The 23447-nt window shown below is 61.2% G+C and carries 21 protein-coding genes; 12 read left to right on the top strand and 9 right to left on the bottom strand.

Features of this window, described 5'->3' with window-relative positions; all coding sequences use genetic code 11:
- Positions 1-160: 160 nt before the first annotated feature.
- Complete coding sequence (locus tag M1L53_RS01125; RefSeq protein WP_003942925.1) at positions 161-1246, top strand: TerC family protein; 1086 nt, start codon at positions 161-163, stop codon at positions 1244-1246.
- Between the two features lie 61 nt (positions 1247-1307).
- On the opposite strand, the gene M1L53_RS01120 is transcribed toward M1L53_RS01125, so the two are convergent.
- Positions 1308-2354: an NADP-dependent oxidoreductase gene (locus M1L53_RS01120; RefSeq protein WP_054187009.1), complete on the bottom strand. Its 1047-nt coding sequence runs from the start codon at positions 2352-2354 to the stop codon at positions 1308-1310.
- 368 nt (positions 2355-2722) lie between these two features.
- Between M1L53_RS01120 and M1L53_RS01115 the strand changes: the two genes are divergently transcribed.
- Positions 2723-3988, top strand: coding sequence for a cytochrome P450 (locus M1L53_RS01115; protein ID WP_047269381.1), 1266 nt, complete (start codon positions 2723-2725; stop codon positions 3986-3988).
- Between the two features lie 138 nt (positions 3989-4126).
- Positions 4127-4708 (top strand): PadR family transcriptional regulator, encoded by a 582-nt coding sequence (locus M1L53_RS01110; protein ID WP_050656919.1) that lies wholly within the window; start codon positions 4127-4129, stop codon positions 4706-4708.
- A gap of 108 nt (positions 4709-4816) precedes the next feature.
- On the opposite strand, the gene M1L53_RS01105 is transcribed toward M1L53_RS01110, so the two are convergent.
- A complete protein-coding gene (locus tag M1L53_RS01105; protein WP_007730520.1) occupies positions 4817-5539 on the bottom strand; it encodes an IclR family transcriptional regulator in 723 nt (240 codons plus the stop codon).
- Positions 5540-5819: 280 nt separating this feature from the next.
- On the opposite strand from M1L53_RS01105, the gene M1L53_RS01100 reads away from it, so the two are divergent.
- Positions 5820-6746 carry an alpha/beta hydrolase gene (locus tag M1L53_RS01100; protein WP_007730522.1) on the top strand — a complete coding sequence of 309 codons (927 nt, stop codon included), beginning with the start codon at positions 5820-5822 and terminating at the stop codon, positions 6744-6746.
- A gap of 5 nt (positions 6747-6751) precedes the next feature.
- Here M1L53_RS01100 and M1L53_RS01095 read toward each other — a convergent pair whose 3' ends face one another.
- Positions 6752-7402 (bottom strand): Dabb family protein, encoded by a 651-nt coding sequence (locus M1L53_RS01095; RefSeq protein ID WP_030536113.1) that lies wholly within the window; start codon positions 7400-7402, stop codon positions 6752-6754.
- The gene (locus M1L53_RS01090) at positions 7395-7742 is read right to left on the bottom strand and encodes a hypothetical protein (protein WP_007730530.1); all 348 of its coding nucleotides are present in this window, start codon (positions 7740-7742) and stop codon (positions 7395-7397) included. Before M1L53_RS01090 ends, M1L53_RS01095 begins: the two co-directional genes overlap by 8 nt.
- A gap of 241 nt (positions 7743-7983) precedes the next feature.
- Here M1L53_RS01090 and M1L53_RS01085 point away from each other — a divergent pair, with 241 nt between their 5' ends.
- Together M1L53_RS01085 and M1L53_RS01080 are read left to right on the top strand one after the other, a co-directional pair.
- On the top strand, positions 7984-8871 hold the full coding sequence (locus M1L53_RS01085) for an SDR family NAD(P)-dependent oxidoreductase (RefSeq protein ID WP_042921616.1): 888 nt from the start codon (positions 7984-7986) through the stop codon (positions 8869-8871).
- 47 nt (positions 8872-8918) lie between these two features.
- Positions 8919-9782, top strand: coding sequence for an SDR family NAD(P)-dependent oxidoreductase (locus M1L53_RS01080; RefSeq protein WP_030536111.1), 864 nt, complete (start codon positions 8919-8921; stop codon positions 9780-9782).
- A 27-nt stretch (positions 9783-9809) separates the two neighbouring features.
- Here the strand turns inward: M1L53_RS01080 and M1L53_RS01075 are convergent, their stop codons facing one another.
- The 3 genes from M1L53_RS01075 to M1L53_RS01065 all read right to left on the bottom strand — a co-directional run bounded on the left by M1L53_RS01075 (position 9810) and on the right by M1L53_RS01065 (position 13908).
- Positions 9810-11306, bottom strand: coding sequence for an MFS transporter (locus tag M1L53_RS01075; protein ID WP_202426560.1), 1497 nt, complete (start codon positions 11304-11306; stop codon positions 9810-9812).
- Between the two features lie 154 nt (positions 11307-11460).
- Entirely contained in the window at positions 11461-12924 is a 1464-nt protein-coding gene (locus tag M1L53_RS01070; protein ID WP_050656920.1) for a benzaldehyde dehydrogenase, read from the bottom strand.
- Between the two features lie 93 nt (positions 12925-13017).
- Positions 13018-13908, bottom strand: a complete 891-nt coding sequence (locus M1L53_RS01065; protein WP_003943104.1) for a LysR family transcriptional regulator — start codon at positions 13906-13908, stop codon at positions 13018-13020.
- 124 nt (positions 13909-14032) lie between these two features.
- Between M1L53_RS01065 and M1L53_RS01060 the strand changes: the two genes are divergently transcribed.
- The 4 genes from M1L53_RS01060 to M1L53_RS01045 all read left to right on the top strand — a co-directional run bounded on the left by M1L53_RS01060 (position 14033) and on the right by M1L53_RS01045 (position 18683).
- On the top strand, positions 14033-15400 hold the full coding sequence (locus M1L53_RS01060; RefSeq protein WP_003942969.1) for an NAD(P)/FAD-dependent oxidoreductase: 1368 nt from the start codon (positions 14033-14035) through the stop codon (positions 15398-15400).
- A gap of 49 nt (positions 15401-15449) precedes the next feature.
- Positions 15450-16202 (top strand): IclR family transcriptional regulator, encoded by a 753-nt coding sequence (locus M1L53_RS01055; protein ID WP_003943227.1) that lies wholly within the window; start codon positions 15450-15452, stop codon positions 16200-16202.
- A gap of 98 nt (positions 16203-16300) precedes the next feature.
- Positions 16301-17491 carry a 4-hydroxybenzoate 3-monooxygenase gene (locus M1L53_RS01050; RefSeq protein ID WP_050656923.1) on the top strand — a complete coding sequence of 397 codons (1191 nt, stop codon included), beginning with the start codon at positions 16301-16303 and terminating at the stop codon, positions 17489-17491.
- 322 nt (positions 17492-17813) lie between these two features.
- Positions 17814-18683, top strand: a complete 870-nt coding sequence (locus M1L53_RS01045; RefSeq protein WP_054187010.1) for a TIGR03619 family F420-dependent LLM class oxidoreductase — start codon at positions 17814-17816, stop codon at positions 18681-18683.
- A 43-nt stretch (positions 18684-18726) separates the two neighbouring features.
- Here the strand turns inward: M1L53_RS01045 and M1L53_RS01040 are convergent, their stop codons facing one another.
- Positions 18727-20049: a ClC family H(+)/Cl(-) exchange transporter gene (locus M1L53_RS01040; RefSeq protein WP_050656935.1), complete on the bottom strand. Its 1323-nt coding sequence runs from the start codon at positions 20047-20049 to the stop codon at positions 18727-18729.
- 114 nt (positions 20050-20163) lie between these two features.
- Positions 20164-20784, bottom strand: a complete 621-nt coding sequence (locus M1L53_RS01035) for a LysE/ArgO family amino acid transporter (protein WP_042451547.1) — start codon at positions 20782-20784, stop codon at positions 20164-20166.
- 75 nt (positions 20785-20859) lie between these two features.
- Between M1L53_RS01035 and M1L53_RS01030 the strand changes: the two genes are divergently transcribed.
- Both M1L53_RS01030 and M1L53_RS01025 read left to right on the top strand, forming a co-directional pair.
- Entirely contained in the window at positions 20860-21753 is an 894-nt protein-coding gene (locus M1L53_RS01030; protein WP_003943053.1) for a LysR family transcriptional regulator ArgP, read from the top strand.
- A 148-nt stretch (positions 21754-21901) separates the two neighbouring features.
- The gene (locus M1L53_RS01025) at positions 21902-23374 is read left to right on the top strand and encodes a class I adenylate-forming enzyme family protein (protein ID WP_054187011.1); all 1473 of its coding nucleotides are present in this window, start codon (positions 21902-21904) and stop codon (positions 23372-23374) included.
- Positions 23375-23447 lie beyond the last annotated feature (73 nt).

Raw genomic sequence — 23447 nt, 5'->3', positions numbered from 1 at the left:
GGTTTCGGCAACTTCAGGTGTGAAAGTCGTCGATATTTCGACCGGGATGGATAGAAGTCGGCAAGGAACACTGGAGAAGACGGCGAGACGGCCGTCCGAACCCAGTGAAGGAGCTCCCCGTGACCGCAGTCATCAGTGCCATTCGGGTAGGTGGTCAGCGATGAACGTTCCCATGTGGGCGTGGGCCGCGTTCGCCGCAGTCATCGTCGTCATGTTGCTCATCGACCTGCTCGCCCACCGCGGCGCGCACGTCATCGGCTTCAAGGAAGCGGCCTGGTGGAGTGCACTCTGGGTCGGTTTGTCTCTCGTATTCGCGGTGGTCGTCACCCTGACCTTGGGGGTGAACTCGGGCGTCGAATTCACCACGGCCTGGCTGTTGGAGAAGAGCCTCTCCGTCGACAACCTGTTCGTGTTCGCCCTGATCTTCGGTTACTTCAAGGTGCCCCGTGAATACCAGCACCGCGTGTTGTTCTTCGGTGTCATCGGCGCCCTGATCTTCCGCGGTATCTTCCTCGCCGCCGGCGTTGCCGTGGTCAGCAAGTTCACGGCCGTGCTGTTCGTCTTCGCCGCCATCCTGCTCTACAGCGCCTACAAGCTGCTCAAGGACGACGACGAGAACTTCGATCCGGGAACCTCGCTGGCGGTTCGCTTGCTGCGCAAGATCATGCCGGTCCGTGAGGAATACGCAGGAACCAAGTTCTTCGTCAAGGAAGCCGGAAAGCGCGTCGCAACACCACTGTTCGCCGTCGTCGTCGCCATCGAAGCTGCCGACCTCGTGTTCGCAGTCGACAGTGTCCCGGCAGTGCTGGCAGTGAGTGACGATCCATTCATCGTGTACTCCAGCAACGCGTTTGCGATCTTGGGTCTGCGTGCCCTGTACTTCCTGCTCTCGGGCCTGCTCGAGAAGTTCCACTACCTGTCCAAGGGTCTGTCGATCATCCTCGCCTTCATCGGCGTGAAGCTGATCATGCAGGCCAGCCACAAGGTGATCAGCACGTCGATCCCCGAGATTCCCTCACTGGTCAGCCTCGCGGTGATCATCGTGGTGTTGGCAGGCTCGATCATCCTGAGTCTCAAGAAGCCGCTACCGGAAGAGCCTGAGGCCGAAGAGGTTGCGACCGGTGATGCACCGATCGACCTCGAGAAGTCAGGTGCTGACGGCAGCATCGAGAAATCCGGCGTCCAGCTCGCAACCGGCGAGCGCGACGACGATGACGACAAGGTAGATGCTCGGCCCAGAGGCTGACGCCTGATCGGCTGAACGAATCGAAAAGGGAGACCACACAACGACGTGTGGTCTCCCTTTGTCAAATCCTCACCAACTGCTTCCCCCGGTTGTGCCCCGAAAGCTGCCCGATCAAGGCCGCTGGGGCATTTTCGATGCCCTCGGTGACATCGTTGCGGTAGCGCAGTCCACCTTCGGCGATTCGAGCGGACGCCCACGCCCGGTACTCCGGGTACCGGTCGTAGTGGTCGTAGCAGATGAACCCTTCGATGCGTAGACGTTTGCGTAGTACAGGGCGTAGGGGAGGCCCGACTTCGCTTTCATCCTGGTTGTATTCGCTGATCATTCCGCACACGACGACCCTTCCGAAATCGGCCATGCGATCGAAAACCGCTCGCGTGATCGAGCCTCCGACGTTGTCGAAATAGACGTCGACGCCCTTCGGACACAATTCGTCCAACTGCTCGCCGATGTTCGCCGTCTTCCTATCTATGCAGGCGTCGAACCCCAATTCCTCCACAACGTATTCGGTCTTCTCACCCCCGGCGATTCCGATCACCCGGGCGCCCGCCAGCTTCGCGATTTGGCCTGCAACCATGCCGACTGCTCCGCCGGCCGCCGAAACCACGACTGTGTCTCGCTCTCGGACGTCGGCGACCAACCGCATTCCGCAGTGTGCGACAAATCCTGGCTGTCCTAGAATTCCGAGTTCATCTCCTAGGGAAGCTCGATTCTCCCTCGGTATGCGGTCCAGGGCAGCGCCTTTGATTGTGTGATAAACCTGCCAGTGCGTGCCGCCTCGAACCAAATCACCTGCCGCAAAGTCAGGATGCCGCGAAGAAATCACTTCGCCGACTGCGATGCCGTCCAAACCGGAGTGCGCAGGCACTACTCCAGCCAAGACGACGTCGCCGATACCGGCAGTAGCTCCCAACGGCCCGGGGGCAGAGCTGGTGGACGGTAGGCGTCTTCGTATCGCCGGATCGATCGAAAGATAGTGGGCGCGGAACAGAACTTCGCCGTCCGCGGGCGGCCGGATCGGGACCTCGTCGATCCGAAAATCTTCTACGACAGGCAAGCCGCGGGGAGCTCGAACGACTCGCACAGCGCGGTTCACATATTCGGTCATGCGCAATTTCCAATCTGCTTCGACACCGGTTCGCATCACTTCTCGGGACGATTGCCCGGAATTGATCTCGCCGCCTTACTGATTCACGGCGAAGACGTCTGGGAATTCTGTCCTCGAGCAGCAAGGAGCGCACCTTCCCGCCCGCTCAGTGAGAATGTGGCAACCCGACGTCCGGAGCGCGACTTCATTTCCCATACAGCGGGCGGTTTGTTGGTTGCCTCGTAGTCCGACTGTGAAGCTCTGCGCAGTTCAGTTCAGCGCAGCGCTGACGCTCGTCACCAGTGGTATTCGGCTGTGGATTTTTACGAGGGCGTCAATGATCTGCCAGATCTTGTGTGAGTGATTTTGTCGAGGACGAGAGGTTGACTATGACTTCGCCGGTGGGTTCGGAGCGTGCGGTTCATGACACAACGGATTGGCTCAGAACGGGATTGGTCGATCCAACGGAGCCAGGCTTCCTGTCCGATCCGTACGCGCGGTACGCGATTGCGCGAGAAGTTGCTCCGGTACAACAGCATTCGAATGGCGTATACATGCTTTTCGCCTACGACGACGTGAAACGCGCACTGGCGGACAAGTCGCTGAGTTCGTCGGAACAGTATGCACTCGAGGCACCGCGCAATATGCGGATCAAGGCGGCCGGTGGCAGCGACGCCTACTTGTTGCGCCCATCGTTGTCGAAGCTGGATCCACCGGACCATCTGGCATTGCGCAAGCTACTGGCGCGCCCGTTCACGCCCAGGGCAATCAAGCGTTACGACGCGCGGGCGAAGGAAATCGTCGACGAGTTGCTTGCCGATCATGGACGGGGCTCCGAGATCGAGCTGGTGACGGAAGTTGCTCATCCGCTACCGATTCGCCTGGTCTGCGAAATTTTCGGTATCCCCGTACCTGCCGACACCGATACGATGTTCGAGTGGACCCGTAAGGGACTCAACCTACTCGATCCGTTTCTGACTGCCGAGCAGACCAGCGACTACATTTCCGCTCAGCGTGATTTCTCGGCACACCTTCAGGACGTTATCGCTTGGAAGCGCAACAATCTTGGCGACGACATCCTGTCGGACTTCATCTCCGCCGGCGACGAAGGCGAGATAATCGGGCCGGATCAAGTTGCCGCTACCGTGCAGACTTTGGTCATCGCCGGACTGGACACCACAGTCAATCAGGTCGGTCTCACCATGAATGCACTTATGGGCCATCGTGATCAGTGGGAACGACTCGTCGACGACAGGGCACTGCTCGATCACGCGGTAGAAGAAGTCCTGCGCTATGAGCCGACGGCGCAGTTGATGATTCGCATTGCTCCCGAGGATTACGCGGTGGGAGATGCGGTGATTCCGGCCGGAAATCACATTGTGACGTGGCTGGCGTCGGCAAATCGCGATGAAACTCGATTCGGTCCGAACGCGGACAGATTGGACTGGTCGAGGTCAAATGTCCGGGACCACATCACGTTCGGTCACGGTGCGCACGCTTGCCTCGGTGCGTGGTTGGCCCGGCTGGAGATCAAGACCATCCTGAAGGCGTTGATCGACAAAGCGCCGAAGACCGAGCTCGTCGACGGTGGAGTGACGTGGGGTGGCACGGCCTTTATCCGCGGTGTCTCCGAACTGCGATTGAACCTTTTCTGATTGCACGAATTCGTGAACAGACCACTCGGTGGGCAAGTCGGTGTCAGATGGTCGACGTCTTGTTAGTCTGGGCCGGTGCCTGATCCCGCAACTGCGTGTTACCCGGCATTGCCCGCGACAAGTTGGGCAGTGCTGGGAATGCTCACATTCGGAGAAGAACTCAGTGGCAGCGATCTGAAAAGCTGGGCCGACTGGAGCATCGGGTTCTATTACTGGAGCCCGTCGGTGAGCCAGGTCTATACCGAGCTCAAAAAGCTGGAAACGCTGGGATTCGTCAGTTCGCGGGAGGTTTCGGAGTCGGGTGGGCGTCGTCGACGAGTGTTCACGATAACCGAATCCGGTATCGAGGCTCTCAGATCATGGTCACGCCGATCGGAGATCGAAACCCCCGTTCTCAAACATGGAGTGATGTTGAGACTGTGGGTCGGCCACCTCAACGACCCCGATCAGCTCAAGTCGATAGTGCTCGATCACATCGACAATCTCGAGGCAAAGAAGCTCAAGGCAATCGAACACGCCGATAACTCGGAGAATGAACCCGCCTGGGCATTTACCGAGATGAGTCTGCGATGGATAGGCCGCCATTTTCAGATGGAGATCGACCTCGCCGCTCAGTTGCTCGATGACATCGATGAGGCCGCCGCTCGATTCGCGCAAGGCGACGCCAACGCTCTCGGCTTGCCGCAGCCCGTCAATGCCGGTAGTTGGAAGTTGATCTGAGCGTGCGGAGGTACAACTCTCCAGATTCTGCCCGACGCCAATAGAATTGTGCTGTCGAGGTTTTCGTGCCCAGTCTTCGTGCCCAGTCTTCGTGCCTAGTCTTCGTGCCTACTGAGCTCGCATGCTTTCGGTGGTCCGGACGCCCGCATTTCGCCACAGGGAAGCGGCTGTTTCCCGAAGAAGCCCGGTGAGAGGCGAGTTCCGCTCGTCGAGCGGCATTTGTCGGAGCGGTCCGCAGATCGACAGCGCGGAGGTCGCGACGCCGATCGGGCCGATCGGAGTGGCGATCGTGCCGAATCCGTCGATCGGCGTGTCACGGCCGTATCCCACGCCGGTTTTTCGGACCTCGTCGGCCGCCTCTCCTCGCTCGTTGTTGAAGGTGTGGAGGACCCTGCCGACGAGAGTTCCGTCTGCGCGCGTGCTGAAACCGATCCGATTCGGAATCATGCTGGCGAAACGACCTGCCATGTGGGCGCGGCACACCACATTTGAGCCGTCGAGAATCGTCATCTCGACGATCAGTCCGGTACGCCGGTGCAATTCGTACAGGTGCGGATGCGCAGCTGAGTGAAGTCTGTCCTGGTACACGGCCAACGAGCCGAGTTCCACGAGCCGCAACCCGAGCGTGTAATCGCGGCCGCTGCGGTGCAGCCACCGAAGTTGGACCAGATGGTCGAGTATGCGGTGGGCTGAAGACCTTGGAAGCCCGGTTCGTCGGACAATCTCGGCGAGGGTGAGACGATCTCGACCGCCGAACGCATCCAGTAGCAGAGAGACTCGGTCGAGGAAGGCGTTCGGCGTTGCGGGATCGACCTCGAGCTGGAGCGACATGTGTTCCCTCTGCTATCCCGTAGTCAAGTTGGACAACTGCCCTGGACAAGGCTATTTCGATTAGGAATGATGACATGTTTTTTCTGCTTTGTGAAGAAGGCCACCCTGTGGATCGGACGCCTCCGGTGCTCGTCGGCGGAAACGGACCACTGATCGGGAGAGCGGGTTCCTTGCTTGGTGGTGGGCGATCTACGTTGACGTGATCACACGCCAAGTGGACAAACGCGGATGCCGGCGCAGACGTAGCGCCACCCGCCGGGCTGAGAGACCAGGAGACGATATGACGATTCAAGCGGAAGTCACCACGATGCTTGCAACCCTCAACGCTGGATTCCCGGATGTCACCAGTGTCCCGCCGTCGGAGCTACGAACTCTGATTCGGAACCGACGTGCGCCGCTGACGGGTCTTCCCGACATGCTTTCAGTCGAGAATCACGTAATCGACGGTCCCGGTGGAGATCTGGCAATTCGCGTCTTTCGTCCGCATGGAACCTCGAACGACGTTCCTCTCGTGGTCTTCGCTCACGGGGGCGGTTTCGTGTTCTGCGATCTGGACAGTCACGACGAATTCTGTCGATCGATGGCGCAGGGAGTCGGCGCAGTAGTGGTTGCCGTCGACTATCGGTTGGCGCCGGAGCATCCGGCACCGGCAGCCCACGACGACGTCTACGCCGCGGTGGCGTGGGCCAGCGAGCATGCTGCCGAATACGGTTCCGACGCAGGTAAAATCGCACTTGTGGGCGACAGTGCGGGAGGGAACCTCGCGGCGACCGTGGCTATTGCCGCTCGGGATCGGGGTGGTCCGGAAATCGCCCTTCAGGTTCTCATCTACCCCGTGATCGACGACGACTTCGAAACCGAGTCGTATCGGCTCTACGGCACGGGTCACTACAACACCACCGCAGCGATGGAATGGTACTGGCAGCAGTACGCGCCTGAAGGTCGCGACGACGCCCGTGTGATTCCTACGCGTGCGGAGACGCTCGCCGGTCTTCCGTCTGCTGTCGTCGTGACAGCCGAACTCGATCCGCCGTGTTCGTCAGGTGACGCGTATGCGCAGATGCTCGCGACGGCTGGCGTTTCGGTGCGCCATCATCGCTTCGAAGGATTGTTCCACGGCTTCCTCACTATCCCGTCTTTGTCACTGACCGAGCCTGCGCGACAGAAGCTTTGGGCGATGACGCGCGAGGCGCTCGGTAGCGAGTAGGCAGATCACTTCACTGTCAGGAGTCTCTCGGTGAGATTGCCGAACGTGTGACAGATTCTGTCGTGGACCACGGCCTCGGGACATTCGGGGTCGAACCACCGGTCCACCACTGCCCAGTGAATCGGATGATCGAGGTACTGGGTCTGCAGTGAGCCGAGGTCGGTGAACTCCTGCTCCCAGACATGAGTCCATGGTGTGTGCCCGATCGCTGCGTCGACTCGGCTGAGACGCCAGGCGCAGATCGACGAGATATGGGTAGGCATCCTGAGCAGATCCCGTTCGAATTCCTCGAGTACGTCCTGGGGTGTGCTGGGGGATACCCGGATGAACAGCGCTCGGTACACCTGACCGGCGGCTTCGGCGCCGGAACGTCCCGTGGTCCCGGACGAGTACTCGGCACCGTGGAAGTGGTCGACGGCGGCGCAGCGCAGGCTGTCGTCGACCGCATCTCGGGCTGTCTGCCAAGCCATCTCGTCTTCGAACTGAAGATGGACGATCAGATCTCCGCCGTTGATGACGCCGGGAAGTGTCGTACAGACGAGACGACGCAGCGCGTTCGACGATTCGGCAACTGCGGCAATGTTCTTCACTGCAGCGGTCCACTCGTCGGCGCCCGCCCCGTTGGCGGCGTGCACGACTCTTGTCACGTTATACATTGCTCAGTCCTTCGATGTCCTTTGCTGCGGCGGCCATGGAGCGACTCCGTTCGATTATGAGCGGAGCCATTGCATCCCACCACTGCCTGAGGGTGGAGTCTCTGCGGCCCTGGCGCGTCATCGACCACCAGCCGGCCGTGCCGTCGACCGTCCAGGTGACGGTCAAGGTGTTCGGGTCTTGATCGCACCACAACGGAGGGCTGACGAGTACGTCGGCGAGTGTCATGCCGCGACGCTGTGCACTCGGCAAATACTGGTCGAGTAGCGCGTCGACGAACTGTCGACCGCATCCCGGTTTCGTGACTATCCGATCGATCACGTAGAGCGTTTCATCTGCCATTGGTGAAGATTACTTTCCCCTAACCCGTTGTGATGCTTTCGATCTCACACAGCGGGAGATAGCGAATTTGGTCATGTGCCCGGCATTTCGACACCTCCCGTCAGGCGGGAATCGTTGCTGTGCAACAGAATCGGATGATGCAACATGGCGGACAACGATTGCGTGAAATGCAGTCGAACTCAGGTCGAACACATACGTCATGTGTTCGATGTCGTGAAGTGGAAGAGCCTTGGAGGAGCAGTTGAATCACTCGCTGGTAGGGAAGACCGCGCTGGTGACCGGGAGCAGTCGAGGCATCGGCAGGGCGATCGCCAGGCGACTGGCGGCAGAGGGGGCAACCGTGGTCGTCACCGCACGGTCGACTCGGCCTACCGCGGCAGTCCGTGCCGACAGTAATGTCGTCATCGGCGGTACGTTGTCCGAGACCGTCGAGATGATCGAGTCGCAACACGGTCGTGCACTTGCCATTCCGGCCGATCTCGAGGATTCCGAGGCTCGCGACGGATTGATCGAGAAGGTCGTCTCGCGGACCGGAGGTATCGACATCCTCGTGAACAATGCCGGGTTTGCCGACTACGCGCCGATCGAGAAGATGTCGCTGGCGACGTTCGATCGGACCCTCGACCACTACATTCGCGCGCCGTTCGCCCTGTCGAAGGCAGCCATCCCCTACATGCGAGAGCGCGGCGCAGGCTGGATCGTGAACATCGGTTCCTCGACGGGACTGAATCCGATCAGGCCCTTCCGCGACTACAACAAGACGTCGGGTGACGTGATTTACGCGTCGATGAAGGCAGCACTGCACAGGTTCACACAGGGCCTCGCCGCGGAGGTGCTGGACGACAATATCGCGGTCAACTCGGTGGGGCCTTCCACTGCGATCTCGACTCCCGGCGCCGACGCACTCATTCCGGATGGATACGAAACCGAGCCCGTCGAGTATCTTGCCGAGACGGTACTGGCCATGTGTTCTCTTCCCGCGGCCGAGCGGACCGGCCTTGTAGCCTTCAGTCTTCATTTTCCCTGGTATCAGGATCTGGTCGTGAAGGCGCTCGACGGGCAAGGGCTGATGCCCAGACGTGAGCCACCGACGTGGTGCAATCCCAACATTCTGCCCGAAGGAATCTGAAGTCTTTGTCGAGCAATAGTTTCGGCGACACAACCCGAGGAGTGGAGATGTCCCACGCTGAACGCCGGTTCGGTACCGGTACGGCCGTCGTGACCGGTGCGGGGGCCGGTATCGGTGCAGGGTTCGCCCGTCACCTTGCGCGGCTGGGAATGACGGTGGTCGTTGCCGACATCGACGAGGAGCGTGCGTCGCTCGTCGCCGAGGACATTCGCGCGGCCGGTGGGAGAGCTGACGTCCATGGAGTGGACGTAGCGGATGCCGATGCCGTGAAGAGGATGGCGGACAATGTGTTCGATCGTCACGGCAGCGTCGAGTTGCTTGTCAACAATGCCGGAGTGGAGACGGCCGGGTTGCTGTGGGAAGTCAGTGGTGCGCGGTGGAGACGGTTGATGGAGATCAACGTCGACGGCGTCTTCTATTGCCTTCGTGCTTTCGTGCCATTGATGTTGAAGGTGGGTAGGCCGGCGTGTGTGGCCAATCTGTCTTCTGTCGGCGGGATCAACAGCGCCGCGGTGCAAGGACCGTACATCGTCAGTAAGTTCGCGGTGCTGGCGATGACCGAGAGCTTGCACCAAGATCTGTCGTTGGTCGACTCTCCGATTCAGGTCAGTGCTGTTGTTCCACACTCGATCCGGAGTGAGATCTTTCGTGCGGCCCAGCGTGACGCGCCGACTACGAACGTCACGGCAAACGCTGTCTTCGATGCAATGCAACAGGCGAACGTCGAATCCGGACTCGACCCGCTCGATGCCGCCGAGCACATGACCGAAGCAATAGCGCGTGGGGACTTCTGGGTGTTCTCCGACGACGACGCGTGTCGGCAGTTCACCGACCGCCGAGCCGCTCAGCTTCGAGACCTGCTACCTCCCGCCGATCCTCGCACAATGCTCACACGCATGGGCATCTCGTGAATGCGGAGCTGTTCGGAGCAGGCCTGTTCACGCGCTGCCGTTGACAGACGTCGACGCACTCTTGGGGAGGCCTGACCAACCCACCAGGCCGACCAGAGCGAAAGCTACGGCGGCAGTGACGAAGGTGACGGTGAAGGCGGATTCGCTGGGCAGAGCGGATACGCCCTCTGGCAGGTTCGCGATGGTCATCGAGGCGAGAATCGTAGTCACCACTGCACTGCCCATGGCGCTGCCGGTGGAACGGGAGATCGAGTTGATGCCGTTGGCTATTCCACTCTGGTGTCGCGGAACGCTCGACATGATGATCGCGGGCATGGCCGCGTAGCCCAGGCTCACGGCGGCGCCGATCACGATGCCGGCACCGATGACCGACGCGGTGTGCGTGTGGTCGTACGCGAGCCAGGCGAACGGCACCGCACCACAGATGGCGGTGAGTCCCAGGACGAAGCGTGGCCCACGCACTCTGATGAGCCGCCCACCGATCGGTGCTGCGATCAGCGAGGCAATCGCACCCGGCAGCAGGAATTCCACCGACGCACGCAGAATGCTGGCGTCGAATCCGTATCCCGTGAGGGCGTGGGGAAGCTGGACGAGATAGGAGATGCCCAGGAAGTTGGCGAACATTCCGAAGCCCAGCATGACCCCCGCCAGATTCGCCATCATCACGGGCCGGTGGACGAACATTCGCATGTCGACCAGTGGTTCGTCGACGATCTTCTCGATCCAGACCCAGACTGCGAACATCACGATCGAGCCCAGGAAAACACCGATGGTCACGGGTGAGAACCAACCCCATTGGTGGCCTTGCGAAATCGACAACAGGAGCAGAAGGAGTGCAGCACCCAGGCTCAGCGCGCCGATGACGTCGACGCGCCCGCCGCTCTTGTGCTTGGTTGCCGGAACCAGCGTGATGACGGCGACGAGGGCAAGCAACGCGAACCCGGTGGCCATCCAGAAGGCGTTGCGGTAGTCGGCATCCGGAGCCGATGTGAGAAGTCCGGTGGCTACGAGGGCGAGCCCGCTGCCGAATGCGAGAGTTCCGCTGACCAATGCCATCGCGCCGGGAAGCTTGTGTGGGCGGACCTCTTCGCGCAGGACCGACAGAGCCAGCGGGAAGATGGCGGTGGCGGTCCCCTGGAGGACGCGTCCGAGGATGAGAAGTGGCAGATTGTGTGCCAGTGCGGCGACGATCGAACCGATGACCATGACGACCAGAACGCCGACCAGCGTGCGCTTCTTGCCGTGCTGATCGCCGTAGCGGCCCAACAGGGGAGTGAAAACGGCGGCCGACAGCAACGTCGCCGTCGTCACCCAACTGATGCCGGCCGCGGATGCGCCCAGATCGGACTGAATACGCCCCAAAATCGGGACGGGCAGTGTCTGCATCATCGAGACGATCATCGCGGCCAGGCTGAGCGCCCCGATGATGACGGCCTCGCGGCGCGGCGATGTTACGACGGATACATCCGGGGTGTCGTGGACCGTTGGCTGCGCGGCGCTGTCGGTCGTCACTGAATTCGTCAAGTGGGTCCTTCTCGGGAATTACAAGAGAAATTGCTTAATGTGCCGAAGTAATTTTCTCTGGATGGTAAGTCCGCGAGATCGATCCCGTCAATGCTGGTCAGTGAGCCCCTGGGGCCAGCTCGGTGTATTCAGGACCAACTCGGCGTGTTCCGGACTAGAAGGGGTAGACCGGGAGTGCGCTCTGCGCAGTCACCCACTGCGTTTCGGTGAAGGCGTCGAGGTTTGCGCCGATACCGCCGACGCGGCCACCGTTACCCGAAGACGCCATGCCGCCGAACGGGATGACTGCTTCGTCGCCGACGGTCTGATCGTTGATGTGTACGAGGCCGGTGGGGATTTGTTGGGCGAGCTCGAGCCCGCGCATGGCGTCGGAGGTCAGAATGCCCAGCGACAACCCGTACTCGGAATCGTTGGCTATGGCGACGGCTTGTTCGACGGTGGCGAAGGAGGTGACCGGTGCGACTGGCCCGAAGACTTCGTCGGCGAATGCCGGCGCGGTGAGTGGGGTGTCGGCCAGCACGGTGGGCCGGTAGAAGAGATCCTCGTAGGTGCCGCCGGCCGCCAGTTTTGCTCCGGCCGCGATGCTTCCGGTGACCAGGGAGTGGATGTGGTCGCGTTGTTTGGCGTCGATGATGGGTCCGAGTGCGACCTGACCGGTGAACGGGTCGCCTACCGGAAGCTTGTCGGCGCGTTCGGCAAGGAGTGCGGTGTAATCGGCGGCGATGCTTTCGTGGACGAGCTGGCGGCCGGTGGTCATGCAGATCTGCCCCTGGTGCATGAACGAGCCGAAAGCGCCTACAGATGCAGCCTTTTCGAGGTCGACGTCGTCCATGACGATCAGTGCGTTGTTTCCTCCGAGTTCGAGGTGTGCTCGTTTGAGATGGCGGCCCGCCAGTTCACCGACAGCGCGTCCTGCCCGGGTCGACCCGGTGAATGCGATGACGCGAACGCTCGGATGAACCACGATTGCCTCACCGGCGTCAGCGCCACCCGGCAGCATGCCGAACACTCCGGCAGGCAAACCGGCTTCTTCGAAGATGCGGGCAAGAACCACACCGCCACAGATCGCCGTGCGCGGATCAGGCTTGAGGATCACCGAATTGCCCAGTGCCAGTGCGGGAGCGACTGCACGGATCGACAGAATGATCGGGAAGTTGAACGGTGCGATGACGCCGACGGTGCCGACGGGGACGCGACGAGAGAAGCTCAGCCGCGGTTGCTCCGAGCGCAGCACCTCGCCGACGGGGTGTGCGGCCAAAGCTGCTGCGTTGTAGCACTCTTCGGCAGCGGTGTGGGTTTCCAGTCCGGCTTTGGCGGGAATGCTGCCGGCCTCGCGGATTACCCATTCGCCGATTTCGTCGGCGTACCGCTCGAACAGTTGACCGGCGCGGCGTAGAACGGCGGCTCGTTCGGTGTACGGCCTTGCTGCCCAATCCTTCTGAGCGGCAGTAGCTTTTGTTGCAGCGGCTGCCACGTCGTCTGGTGTTGCCATGCCGACCGTCGTCAACTGCTTGCCGGTGGCCGGTTCGACGACAATACGATCGTCGGCGCTACCGAGAACCCATTCGCCGTCGAAGATCTTCGATTCCCACACAGGTTCGCTCAGCAAACGCGTCATGGCCGCTCCTCGGTAAAGGGATGCAACCGCGCGCCGCATCACATGGTTGTGGACCACGTTGCTCCGTGAGGGGAGTCGATCGCCATCGCACTTTCACTCAGTGAAAGACGGATTCATGGCGTCCTTGAGCGCTTGGATCAGATCGGCGAACTCGGTCGAGTGGGTGGCGCCGCTGCGGGTCACTCCCGAGACGGGAATTCGCAAGCGGCCGTGCGATTCTCGCATGAAGCTGATGCCGGCGCGTGGAGATTCGCCTGCGGTGATCGAATACAGCAGGGTCCAGGCGCGCGGGTTGGTGATCACGTCCAGCGTGGCTGTGTGATCGCTCGGAATTGCAGGGCCCAGTTGGACGCGTCGATCTATCTCGCGGAACGCGTCCTCGACCACCTTGTGAATGAGCACCTGGCTTTGGCGCGGCGGCAGGAGCAGGGGGTATGCGGCCAGATCATTGAGGTCGACGCTTTGCTGGCCGGCCAGGGGGTGCCGGCTCGACATGACGACCAGCAGATCTTCGACGCCGAGGTCCAAGGGTTCGAGTCCGGGGCGGTCGACGCCGCCGCGAATCAGCGCGATGTCGGCGTCACCGGAGGCCACGGCGTCCATGCGGTGGGCAAAACTCTTGATGACGAACTCGACGTCCAGGTCCGGATGAAGTTCGCGCACGTGTGCGATGGCGTCCAGCGTCTGAGCGGCGAAGCTCATGTTTCCGGTGATCCGGATCCGGGCTCGTGGGTCGCGTGCGACGGAGTAGGCCATCGTTTCGAGGCTGAGGACTTGCTGCGCGATGGGCACGAGTCGCGATCCTGCCGGGGCAAGGCGAACGGCTCGGGTCGAGCGTTCGAAGAGTGTCGCGCCAAGCTCCTTCTCCAGTCGGGCGACCTGATGGCTGATCGCCGACTGCGAGATGAAGCAGCGCTCGGCAGCGCGACTGAAGCTCAGTTCCTCGCTCACGACGAGGAAGTACTTGAGTTGGCGGAAGTCCATGAGGACAGCTTACTTATGAGCAATCGAGATAACAGTCTTGCGAATACTCCAGCTAGCTGGACCCGACCCATGATCAGTCCATACCGTAATAGTCATACTTTCAATTTGGTTGAGGAGATTTGTTGTGGATAGAACAGCTGCGGGTCGCGCTGACATCGACGCGACTGGACACGAGCAGACTCAGGTAGTCATCGTCGGTTCGGGATTCGGAGCCCTCGCCGCGGCCAAGACCCTCGCGAAGTCCAAGACGCCGTTCGTCCTCATCTCCGCCACCACCGAGCACCTCTTCCAGCCGCTGCTCTACCAGGTGGCGACGGGCGTTCTGTCGGCAGGCGAAGTTGCTCCGCCCATCCGCACGATCCTGCAGAAGTACCCCAACGCCGACGTGCGTCTCGGTCGCGTCGTCGAGGTCAACGCCGAAGAGAACACCGTCGTCTACGAGGCTTCGGGCACCCGCCACACTCTCGGATACCGCTCGCTCATCGCAGCCACCGGTGCCACCCAGGCGTACTTCGGTCATGACGAGTTCGAAAAGGTCACCTACAAGCTCAAGACCGTCGAGGATGCCGAGGTCCTGCGTAAGCAGATCCTGCGTTGCTTCGAAGAGGCTCACACCACCAACGACGCGCTGGTTCGCCGCAACCTGCTCAGCTTCGTTGTCGTCGGTGCAGGCGCGACCGGCGTCGAGCTCGCCGGACAGATCAAGGAACTGGCGCGTCGCTACTTCGCCAAGTCCATCAACAACATCAGCGCCGACGAGGTCACGGTCACCATGGTCGAGGGCGCGGGCGTTGCGCTTCCGGCCTTCGGCGGCAAGCTCAGTGAGTACACACAGGCCTCGCTCGAGAAGTCGGGTGTCGAGGTTGTTCTCAACACTATGGTCACCGCCATCGACGAGCACGGTGTCACCGTCTCTTCGGCAAAGACCAAGGAAGAGAAGCGCATCGACGCCGAGACCGTCATCTGGTCGGCCGGTGTTCGCGCCAACGACTTCGCAGCAGTGCTCGGCGAGGCGACCGGTTGTGAGAGTGACCGTGCAGGTCGTCTGCTCATCAATCCGGACTTGACCGTCGGCGGGTTCGCCAACGTCTTTGCCATCGGCGACATGACTTCGCTGAACGGTCTGCCTGGTCAGTCGCCCGTTGCAATGCAGGGTGGACGTCACGCAGCGAAGACTGTGAACGGAAAGGTCAAGGCCGGAACGCCTTTCAAATACTTCGACAAGGGCAGCATGTCGATCATCAGCCGATTCAGCGCTGTGTGTCGCGTCCGCAAGGTCGAGTTCAAGGGCACGATCGCCTGGTTCATGTGGCTGGCCGTGCACGTGATGTATCTGGTGGGCTTCCGCAACCGGTATGTCGCTGTGATGTCGTGGTTCGGTTCGTTCATCGGTCACCGTCGTCCGCACTTCCACTACGCGCAGGAGCCGATGAAGATCGAGGCCACGCCGCCGGTGACCGAACGCGAACCGGAATTGGCGCACTCCGCGTAGCTCCGCACCGCCTGAACACGTTTCGCCTGATGTCAGTCACACTGTGTGAATGGCATCAGGCGAGCGTTCGTTGATCGGCCGGGCATTTATCGTGCTCGGTGCCTTCGACGCGAAATCGCCGCGGTTGACGCAGTCGGAGATCAGTCGTCGCAGCGGTTTGCCTCTGCCCACCGTCCATAGACTGTGTGGGCAGTTGGTGGCTGAGGGCGCACTCGAGCGTCGGAGTGACGGCAAGTACCAGGTCGGAGTCCGGTTGTGGGAGATCGGCGCTCTCGCTCCCGGCGCTCACGGCCTACGGCAGGTGGCGTTGCCGTTCCTCGAGGACCTGTACGAGGTCACCCGAGAGAACGTGCAGTTGGTCGTTCGTGAGGGCACCGAGGCTCTGTACCTCGAGCGCTTGTCCTCGCGTAGCGCCGTCACCGTGGTCGGCCGTGCCGGCGGAAGATTGCCGTTGCACGCGTCCAGCGGTGGATTGATTCTCCTCGCGCACGGCGGAACCGAGCTTCTCGACGACGTCCTTCGCGCCGGCCTCGAGTCGTTCACTCCCAAAACCATTACTTCCGAGCGGATTTTGCGAGCAACTCTCGACGAGATCAGGCGCGCCGGATTCGTGGTCTGTCGCGAGTATCTGAACGTCGGAACCCTTGCCGTCGCCGCTCCTGTCCGCGAAGCCGGGGGCAGTGTCGTGGCAGCGGTCTCGACAGTTGTTCCGGTGGAGCAGGATCCGGCTCCTTTACTGCCGGCGTTGGTCGCGGCCGCCCGTGGAATATCACGCGGGCTTGGTAGCGGTGGGTTTCGATAGCTCGTTTCGGTCTTTCACTGAGTGAAATTGCAGCTGTTCAGAGGAGTGATCGTGGTCGAGGGTGGTCTCAATCGTCACTCACCTCAGGAGCTCTCTGTATGTCTTCTTCACGCACCCAGGTCGGAATCGTCGGTGGTGGTCCCGCCGGGTTGATGCTCTCGCATCTGTTGGATCTGAAGGGAATCGATTCGGTTGTCCTGGAATGCCGCACCCGCGAAGAGGTAGAAGGCACCATTCGTGCCGGCGTGCTCGAACAGAACACGGTTGATCTCATGGTCGAGACCGGACTCGGTGATCGACTGAAGCGGGAGGGCCTCGAACATCACGGAATCGAGTTGCGATTCGGTGGACGAGGGCACCGAATCGCGTTCGACGAACTGACCGACGGGCGAGCAGTCACGGTGTATCCGCAACACGAGGTGCTCAAGGATCTGATCGCGCGGCGTCTCGCTGACGGCGGGGACATTCGATTCGGAGTGTCCGACGCGCAAGTACACGATCACGAATCGGATCGCCCGAGTATCACTTTTGTCGACTCGGACGGAAATGATCAGAAGCTCGAGTGCGCCCTGGTGGCCGGTTGCGACGGTTCACGCACCGGAACGCGAAAGCTGATTCCCGAACCGTCGATCCGAACAGATCATTTCCGCCAGTATCCCTTCGCGTGGTTCGGCATCCTGGCCGAGGCGCCGCCGTCGTCCGAAGAACTGATCTATGCCAACCATGAGCGCGGGTTTGCACTGATCAGCACACGGACGCCCGAGGTACAGCGTCATTACCTTCAGGTCGATCCGGACGACTCCGTGGACAACTGGTCCGACGATCGAATCTGGGACGAGCTGCACATGCGCGTCGACGGTGAGGGGGCGGAGATCAAGGACGGCAGGATCTTTCAGAAGTCGATCCTCCAGTTCCGCAGCTTCGTGTGTGAGCCGATGCAGCACGGCAACCTGTTTCTTGCAGGGGATGCGGCGCACACCGTGCCGCCGACCGGCGCGAAGGGAATGAATCTCGCGATCGCCGACGTCTACGCACTGGCGAAGGCAATGGACGGTTTCTTCACCTCGTCCGACCGAAAGATGCTGGACGGGTACACCGAAACGGTGTTGCCGCGTGTGTGGCGGACGCAGCACTTCTCGTGGTGGATGTCGTCGATGCTCCATCGCTTGCCAGACGACAGCGGTTTCGGGCATCGCCGACAGTTGGCCGAGTTGGACATGGTCACGCGTTCGGTGGCCGGACGAACGCTGATCGCCGAGAACTACGTCGGAACTCCCTTGCATCAGTAGGCCGATTCGCAGGTTGCACGGTGCGAAATCAGGGGGAGTGGGGTGCCAGGTGTCACCAGGACCCCGAAGTTCTTGGTATGTGTCCGCCTGGCGGGAAGCCGCCGAGCCGAAGTAGCGGGAGCTTTGTAACCTCGAACACGTCCTTGTCCAACCGAGGGTGGCTGATGCTTCGACCGCACTGCGGGGGAGTTGTCGTATGACTGAGCGTTGCAAGAAGTGACTGTTCAGGATCCACTGTCTCCCAAGCCGATCGGTGCGAACCGACTTCGAGCTCATCGAGGCACTTCAGTCGCTCCGGTCAACTGAACAGAGGGATCTTCCGATGAAGTTCAGCCTCGCCGTGGCGATGATTCCCCTCTCTCAACTCGTTGCACTTGCGAAAGTGGCCGAAGAATGCGGCTTTTCTTCGATCACGATGCCCGACTCACTGTTCTTTCCCGAGCGGGGCGCTACCGGGTATCCGTATACCGCTGACGGTGTGCGGATGTGGGACGTGAAGAAACCATTTGTAGACCCCATGATTGCCGCGGCCTTCATGGGACCCGGAACGTCGAAGATTCGCTTTTATCCGCAGGTGCTCGAGCTCAGCTCACGCAATCCTCTGCTGCTGGCAAGCCAGGTGGGGTCGGTCGCGAATCTGACAGGAGGCCGCTTCGGTCTCGGGGTCGGTGTGGGCTGGGCGCCAGAGGAATTCGAGTGGTGCGGCGCTTCCCCCAAGGATCGAGGCCCGCGAGTCGACGAGATGCTCGAGGTACTGCGACTGGTTCTAGGCGGCGGTATGGTCGAACATCACGGCAAGTTCTTCGACTTCGACAGGCTGCAGATGAGCCCGGCGCCGGTCGATCCCGTCCCCATCTACATCGGAGGACATTCCGCGGCCGCATTGCGCCGTGCAGCGCGAGTGGGTGACGGTTGGACCTCGGCTACAGTCTCTTTCGCTGATCTGCAAGCTCTCATCGCGAGGATCGGCGTCCTGCGGGTCGAGTACGGGCGCGCCGAGTCCCCGTTCGAAATTCAGGCCGTCTGCGCCGATCGCTTCGGTCTCGACGGCTCCCTGGAACTGGCCGATAGCGGAGTGACGGAATCGATCGTCATTCCTTGGGCCATGTACGGCCTCGGGTTCGACTGCGACCTGGAAGCGAAGAAAGATGCGGTACGCAGGTTCTCCGAGGAAGTCATCTGCAAATTCTGAATTCACGTAGCGCACCTGTGCTGCAATGACCCGTGTGCGGGGATCAATCCGTATGCGGGCGTTGCGGCTCCAACATCCGTTCGCGCAGACTGTCGTAGATAGGTGCCGACCCTGCCGACGTGGTGACGAATACCGCTGCCGCAGTGGCAGCGAGCATCGGGACCAGCGTCGACGTCACCGCGGTCATTTCGACCACGATCACGATGCCGGTGAACGGTGCGCGTACTACGGCGCCGAAGAAGGCCGCCATACCGACGGTGGCCATGGTGACCGTGAGCCCGGCGTCCACTCCGGGCACGAAGCTCGACAGTCCGGTGAAGATCGACCCCCAGAGCGCGCCGAGAGCGAGTAAGGGAGCGAACAGTCCGCCGGGAGTTCCAGCGGCATACGAGAGCGGGCCGGTGAAGAACCGAACCACCAAGTACAGCAGCAGGATCGGCAGTACGAAGGTCCTTCCGCCGACGATCATCTGTGCAAGAACGTCGCCGCCCTCACTGGCCAACGGGTCGAGGAACAGCGTCAGGCCGATGACGGCGCCGATCGTTGCGCCGATGACAGTCGGTGGGATCTTGTCGAGCCGTGCCACGATGTCGAGTAGTCCTAGAATCAGGCGGTTGTACGCAATACCCAGTAGCCCCGTGAGGATTCCGAAGACGACGAACAGTGGCAAGAATGCGAGTTGAGGTGTCGGGACGGTGCCGACTTCGAAATCGGGTTGATCACCGATGACGATCCGTGCACAGCCCACCGCCACTGAAACACCGAAAAGGGTTGGCAGCACGGTGCGCAGCCGGAACGAGCGCGTCACCTCCTCGCAGACGAACAGTGCCCCCGCGATCGGCGCGTTGAATGCGACAGCGAGTCCTGCTCCGGCCGTGGATGTTTGCAGCATGGCGACGTCGGGTTCGGTGAGGCGGGCTCGCCGTCCCGCTTCTGCTCCGATCGCCGCACCCATGTGTACGGTGGGGCCTTCACGACCGAGAACCAGACCGGAGCCGATCGCCAAGAGGCCGCCGATGAATCTGGCGGGCACGAGATTGATTCCCGGCGGTTTCGCTTCACCGCGGGACACCGCCTCGACGTGCTGGATGCCGCTTCCCTTTGCGAGGGGCACTCGTCTGACGATCAGTACGGCAAGTACGGTACACAGGGCCACCAGGAGGACCGGCACGAGCCACCCGACGTACGGAACGTGATGCGCCCAGTTCACGATCGCCTGACGAAGTTCGTCGGCCCTGATCAGACACCAACGGAACGCGCCGCCGACAAATCCGACCCCGACGCCGGCGACCGCAGCGAGTAGACACAGCAAACCCAGTCCGCGGTTGGAGTCACGCGGTTCGGTGCCGCCATCGTCCTCGGTCATCGTGATCAGCCCTACCTGATGGTCACAACTCGCGACAGGTGAATTGAGCTTCCTCACCTTGGACGGTAACCCATCGCGCTACCCGCAGGGTCGGATCGAGGTTGTGCAGCCTGGTCACAATTCGACAAGCAGGCTGATTCCGAGAACCGCCATCATCACGGCGATCAGAGCATCGAGAACCCGCCAGGCGTTGGGTTTCGCAAAAAGCGGCGTCAGCAGACGTGCGCCGTAACCGAGGGCGCCGAACCAGACCACACTTGCCGTGATGGCACCGGCGGCAAACCACCAACGTCCGATCTCGCCGCGACCGTTGGCGATGGAACCCATGAGCACGACGGTGTCGAGGTACACGTGTGGATTGAGCCAGGTGAGAGCCAATGCCATCGTGACGGCGGCAAGCCTCGACCCGTTGCCATGTCGATCCGGCGCCAACGTCTGGGGGTGAAGTGCCCGCTTGGCGGCGAAGAGCGCATAGCTGAGGAGGAAAACGGCGCCGGCGATACGAACGAACGTGATCATCGACGGTGCGTGTTCGAGGAGGGTCCCGATTCCGCTGACGCCCGCGAGGATGAGAATTGCGTCTGACAACGCGCACACTGCGACGATCGGGAGTACGTGTGATCGCGTCAGGCCTTGACGAAGAACAAACGCATTCTGGGCGCCGATTGCGACGATCAAAGACAGTCCGACCCCGAAACCGACGAGGGCCGACGCAGGGTCGTTGGTGCTGAGCATGTCGTCGAGCCTGCCGCTCGGATTTCAGTCAGTCCAGCTAATGATTCTTAGGATGCATCAGAGTAGCTTCAGATTATGTTGGATTTCGAGCAACTGAGGGCATTGCACGCCGCGGTCGACGAGGGAACCTTCGAGGCGGCGGCGCGGAAGTTACACATCACGCCTTCGGCGGTCAGCCAACGAATCAAAGGTCTCGAGACCTCGGTTGGCCGGATCCTGGTGCAGCGCACCAAACCCATCCGGGTCACCGATTCGGGGAGAGAAGTCCTGCGTCTTGCCCGTCAGATAGACGCACTGTCGCGTGACACCGTGCGAGAACTCGGCCTTGAAAATGGTTCAGGGATGTTTGCACGCGTCTCGATCGCGGTCAATGCCGATTCGCTGTCCACCTGGGTTCTCGGGGCCCTCGCGGAGTTCACGCAAGAAGTCGGTTTCGATTTTCATCTCGACGATCAAGACCACACCACCGAACTACTGCGCGACGGTTCGGTCATGGCTGCCGTCACCTCTGTTGCGTCACCGATTCAAGGGTGTACCTCCAGCCGTTTGGGCATCATGCGGTATCGGCCGATGGCGAGTGCAGAGTTCTGCCGTCGTTGGTTCGCAGACGGTGTCACGGCCGAATCCCTTTCGGAGGCGCCGCTGGTTGTGTTCAATCGCAAGGATCTACTGCAGGATCGCTACCTCGATCAAAAGGTCGGCCACCCCGCCGATCCGCCCCGTCATCTTGTTCCTTCATCGGCAGACTTCGCGGACGCCGTCAGGCGGGGATACGGCTGGGGATTGATACCGGACCTGCAGCGCGGCGACGACGATCGCTCCGGCGTGCTGATCGGATTCGATCCGGACTTCGTGGACGACGTTCCGCTGTACTGGCAGCAGTGGAAACTGTCGTCACCTGTCTTGCGCCGGATCTCCGAGGTGGTGACCAGACGCGCCCACGAGGTGTTGCATCAGCCGTCGAGCTGATGTGCACCGCACGTGCGGTGTTGTGCTCGGGCGGTGTTGTGCTCAGGGAACAAAGAACCTGGACAAGTTGATCCCCTGGGACCGTTTCTTCGGCCGCAGGACGCCGATAGTGTTTTGAGTCACACACGAATGAAAGGTGCTGACTCTCGTGGCGAACATCGGATATCTGGCTTGGGATCTTGCAGAGAAGTACGGGCAGAAGCCGTGCTTGCGGGACGACCACGTCGAACTCACGTATGAAGAGTTCGCAGATCGCACGGAAGCTGTTGCCGCGCAATTGGCCGGACTCGGAATCGGCCTCGGTGACGTGGTGGCGATCATGCTGCCCAATCGCGTCGAGTTGCTGATCGCGATCATGGCTGCCTGGCGCATCGGTGCTGCCGCTACACCCATCAATCCGATGTTCACCGCGAACGAAGCGGACTACCAGATCGCGGACTCCGGGGCCGAGTTGGTCATCACCGCCACTGCCGACGCACCCTCGGGCGGCCGCGCAGTGTTGGCCGTCGAGGATCTGGCGACAGTGCCGCCGACCGATCCCCGACCCGGAATCGATGTTGCAGCAGACGATCTGGCGTTGCTCATCTACACCAGCGGCTCCACCGGACGGCCCAAGGGAGTGATGCTGACTCATGCCAACCTGCAGTTCATGGCTTCGTCGATGGGCAAGAACATCGGTGTTACCGGCGCGGATCACTGCCTGCTGATTCTGCCGCTGTTCCATGTCAACGCGATCTGCGTCAGCGTCTTGACGCCCTTACTTGTCGGCGGACAGGTGAGTGTCACCGGGAAGTTCTCGGTTTCGAGATTCTTCGACGACGTCGCGCGGCTTCGCCCCACGTATTTCTCGGCGGTGCCGGCAATCTACGCGATGCTGACCTCACAGCCGGAAGACCCTTCGATCGACACGTCGTCCTTGAGGTTTGCCGTGTGCGGTGCGGCGCCGATCAGCAAGGAACTCCTCGAACGCGCTGAGCAGCGTTTCGGTTTCGTGATCGTGGAAGGTTACGGACTCACCGAGGGGACCTGTGCGTCGGCCTGCAATCCTGTGGACGGCGTGCGCAAACTCGGTACGGTCGGCCCGGCGTTGCCCGGCCAGCAGATTGCCATTCTTGCCGAGGACGGAACCTTTGCGCCCGCCGGGACTGCCGGAGAGGTGGTCATCAAGGGTGACAACGTGATGCGTGGCTATCTGGGTAAGCCGGAGGAAACTGCGAAGACCGTCAAGGATGGTTGGTTGCATACCGGTGACGTCGGAGTCCTCGACGAGGACGGCTACCTGACCCTGGTCGATCGCATCAAGGACATGATCATCCGTGGGGGAGAGAACATCTACCCCAAGGAGATCGAAAACTCGCTCGCTACACACCCTTCCGTGCTCGAGGCAGCCGTCATCGGCGCTCCGCACCAGGTCTACGGAGAGGTGCCAGTTGCCTATGTTGTCGCCTACCCCGATGCGCCCGTCACCGAAGACGAACTGCTCGAACATGTCACGGCCTTGCTCACCCGAGTAAAGGTGCCAGTGGCGATCTACGTCGTCGATGCGCTTCCCCGAAACCCGGTGGGCAAGATCGACAAACCTGGAATGAGACGAGCTTTGAGCGCAACTCCCGCTCACTAGTCACTTCCCCGTAGTACCAGCACAACTCGACGACGTCCGTCGAGTTGATCCGTCATGCCCACATTCCGTATTT

Origin of the sequence: Rhodococcus sp. T9N (assembly GCF_024436645.1) — a bacterium.
GTDB lineage: Bacteria > Actinomycetota > Actinomycetes > Mycobacteriales > Mycobacteriaceae > Rhodococcus_F > Rhodococcus_F qingshengii.
This window is presented reverse-complemented; position numbering and strand designations above follow the sequence as displayed.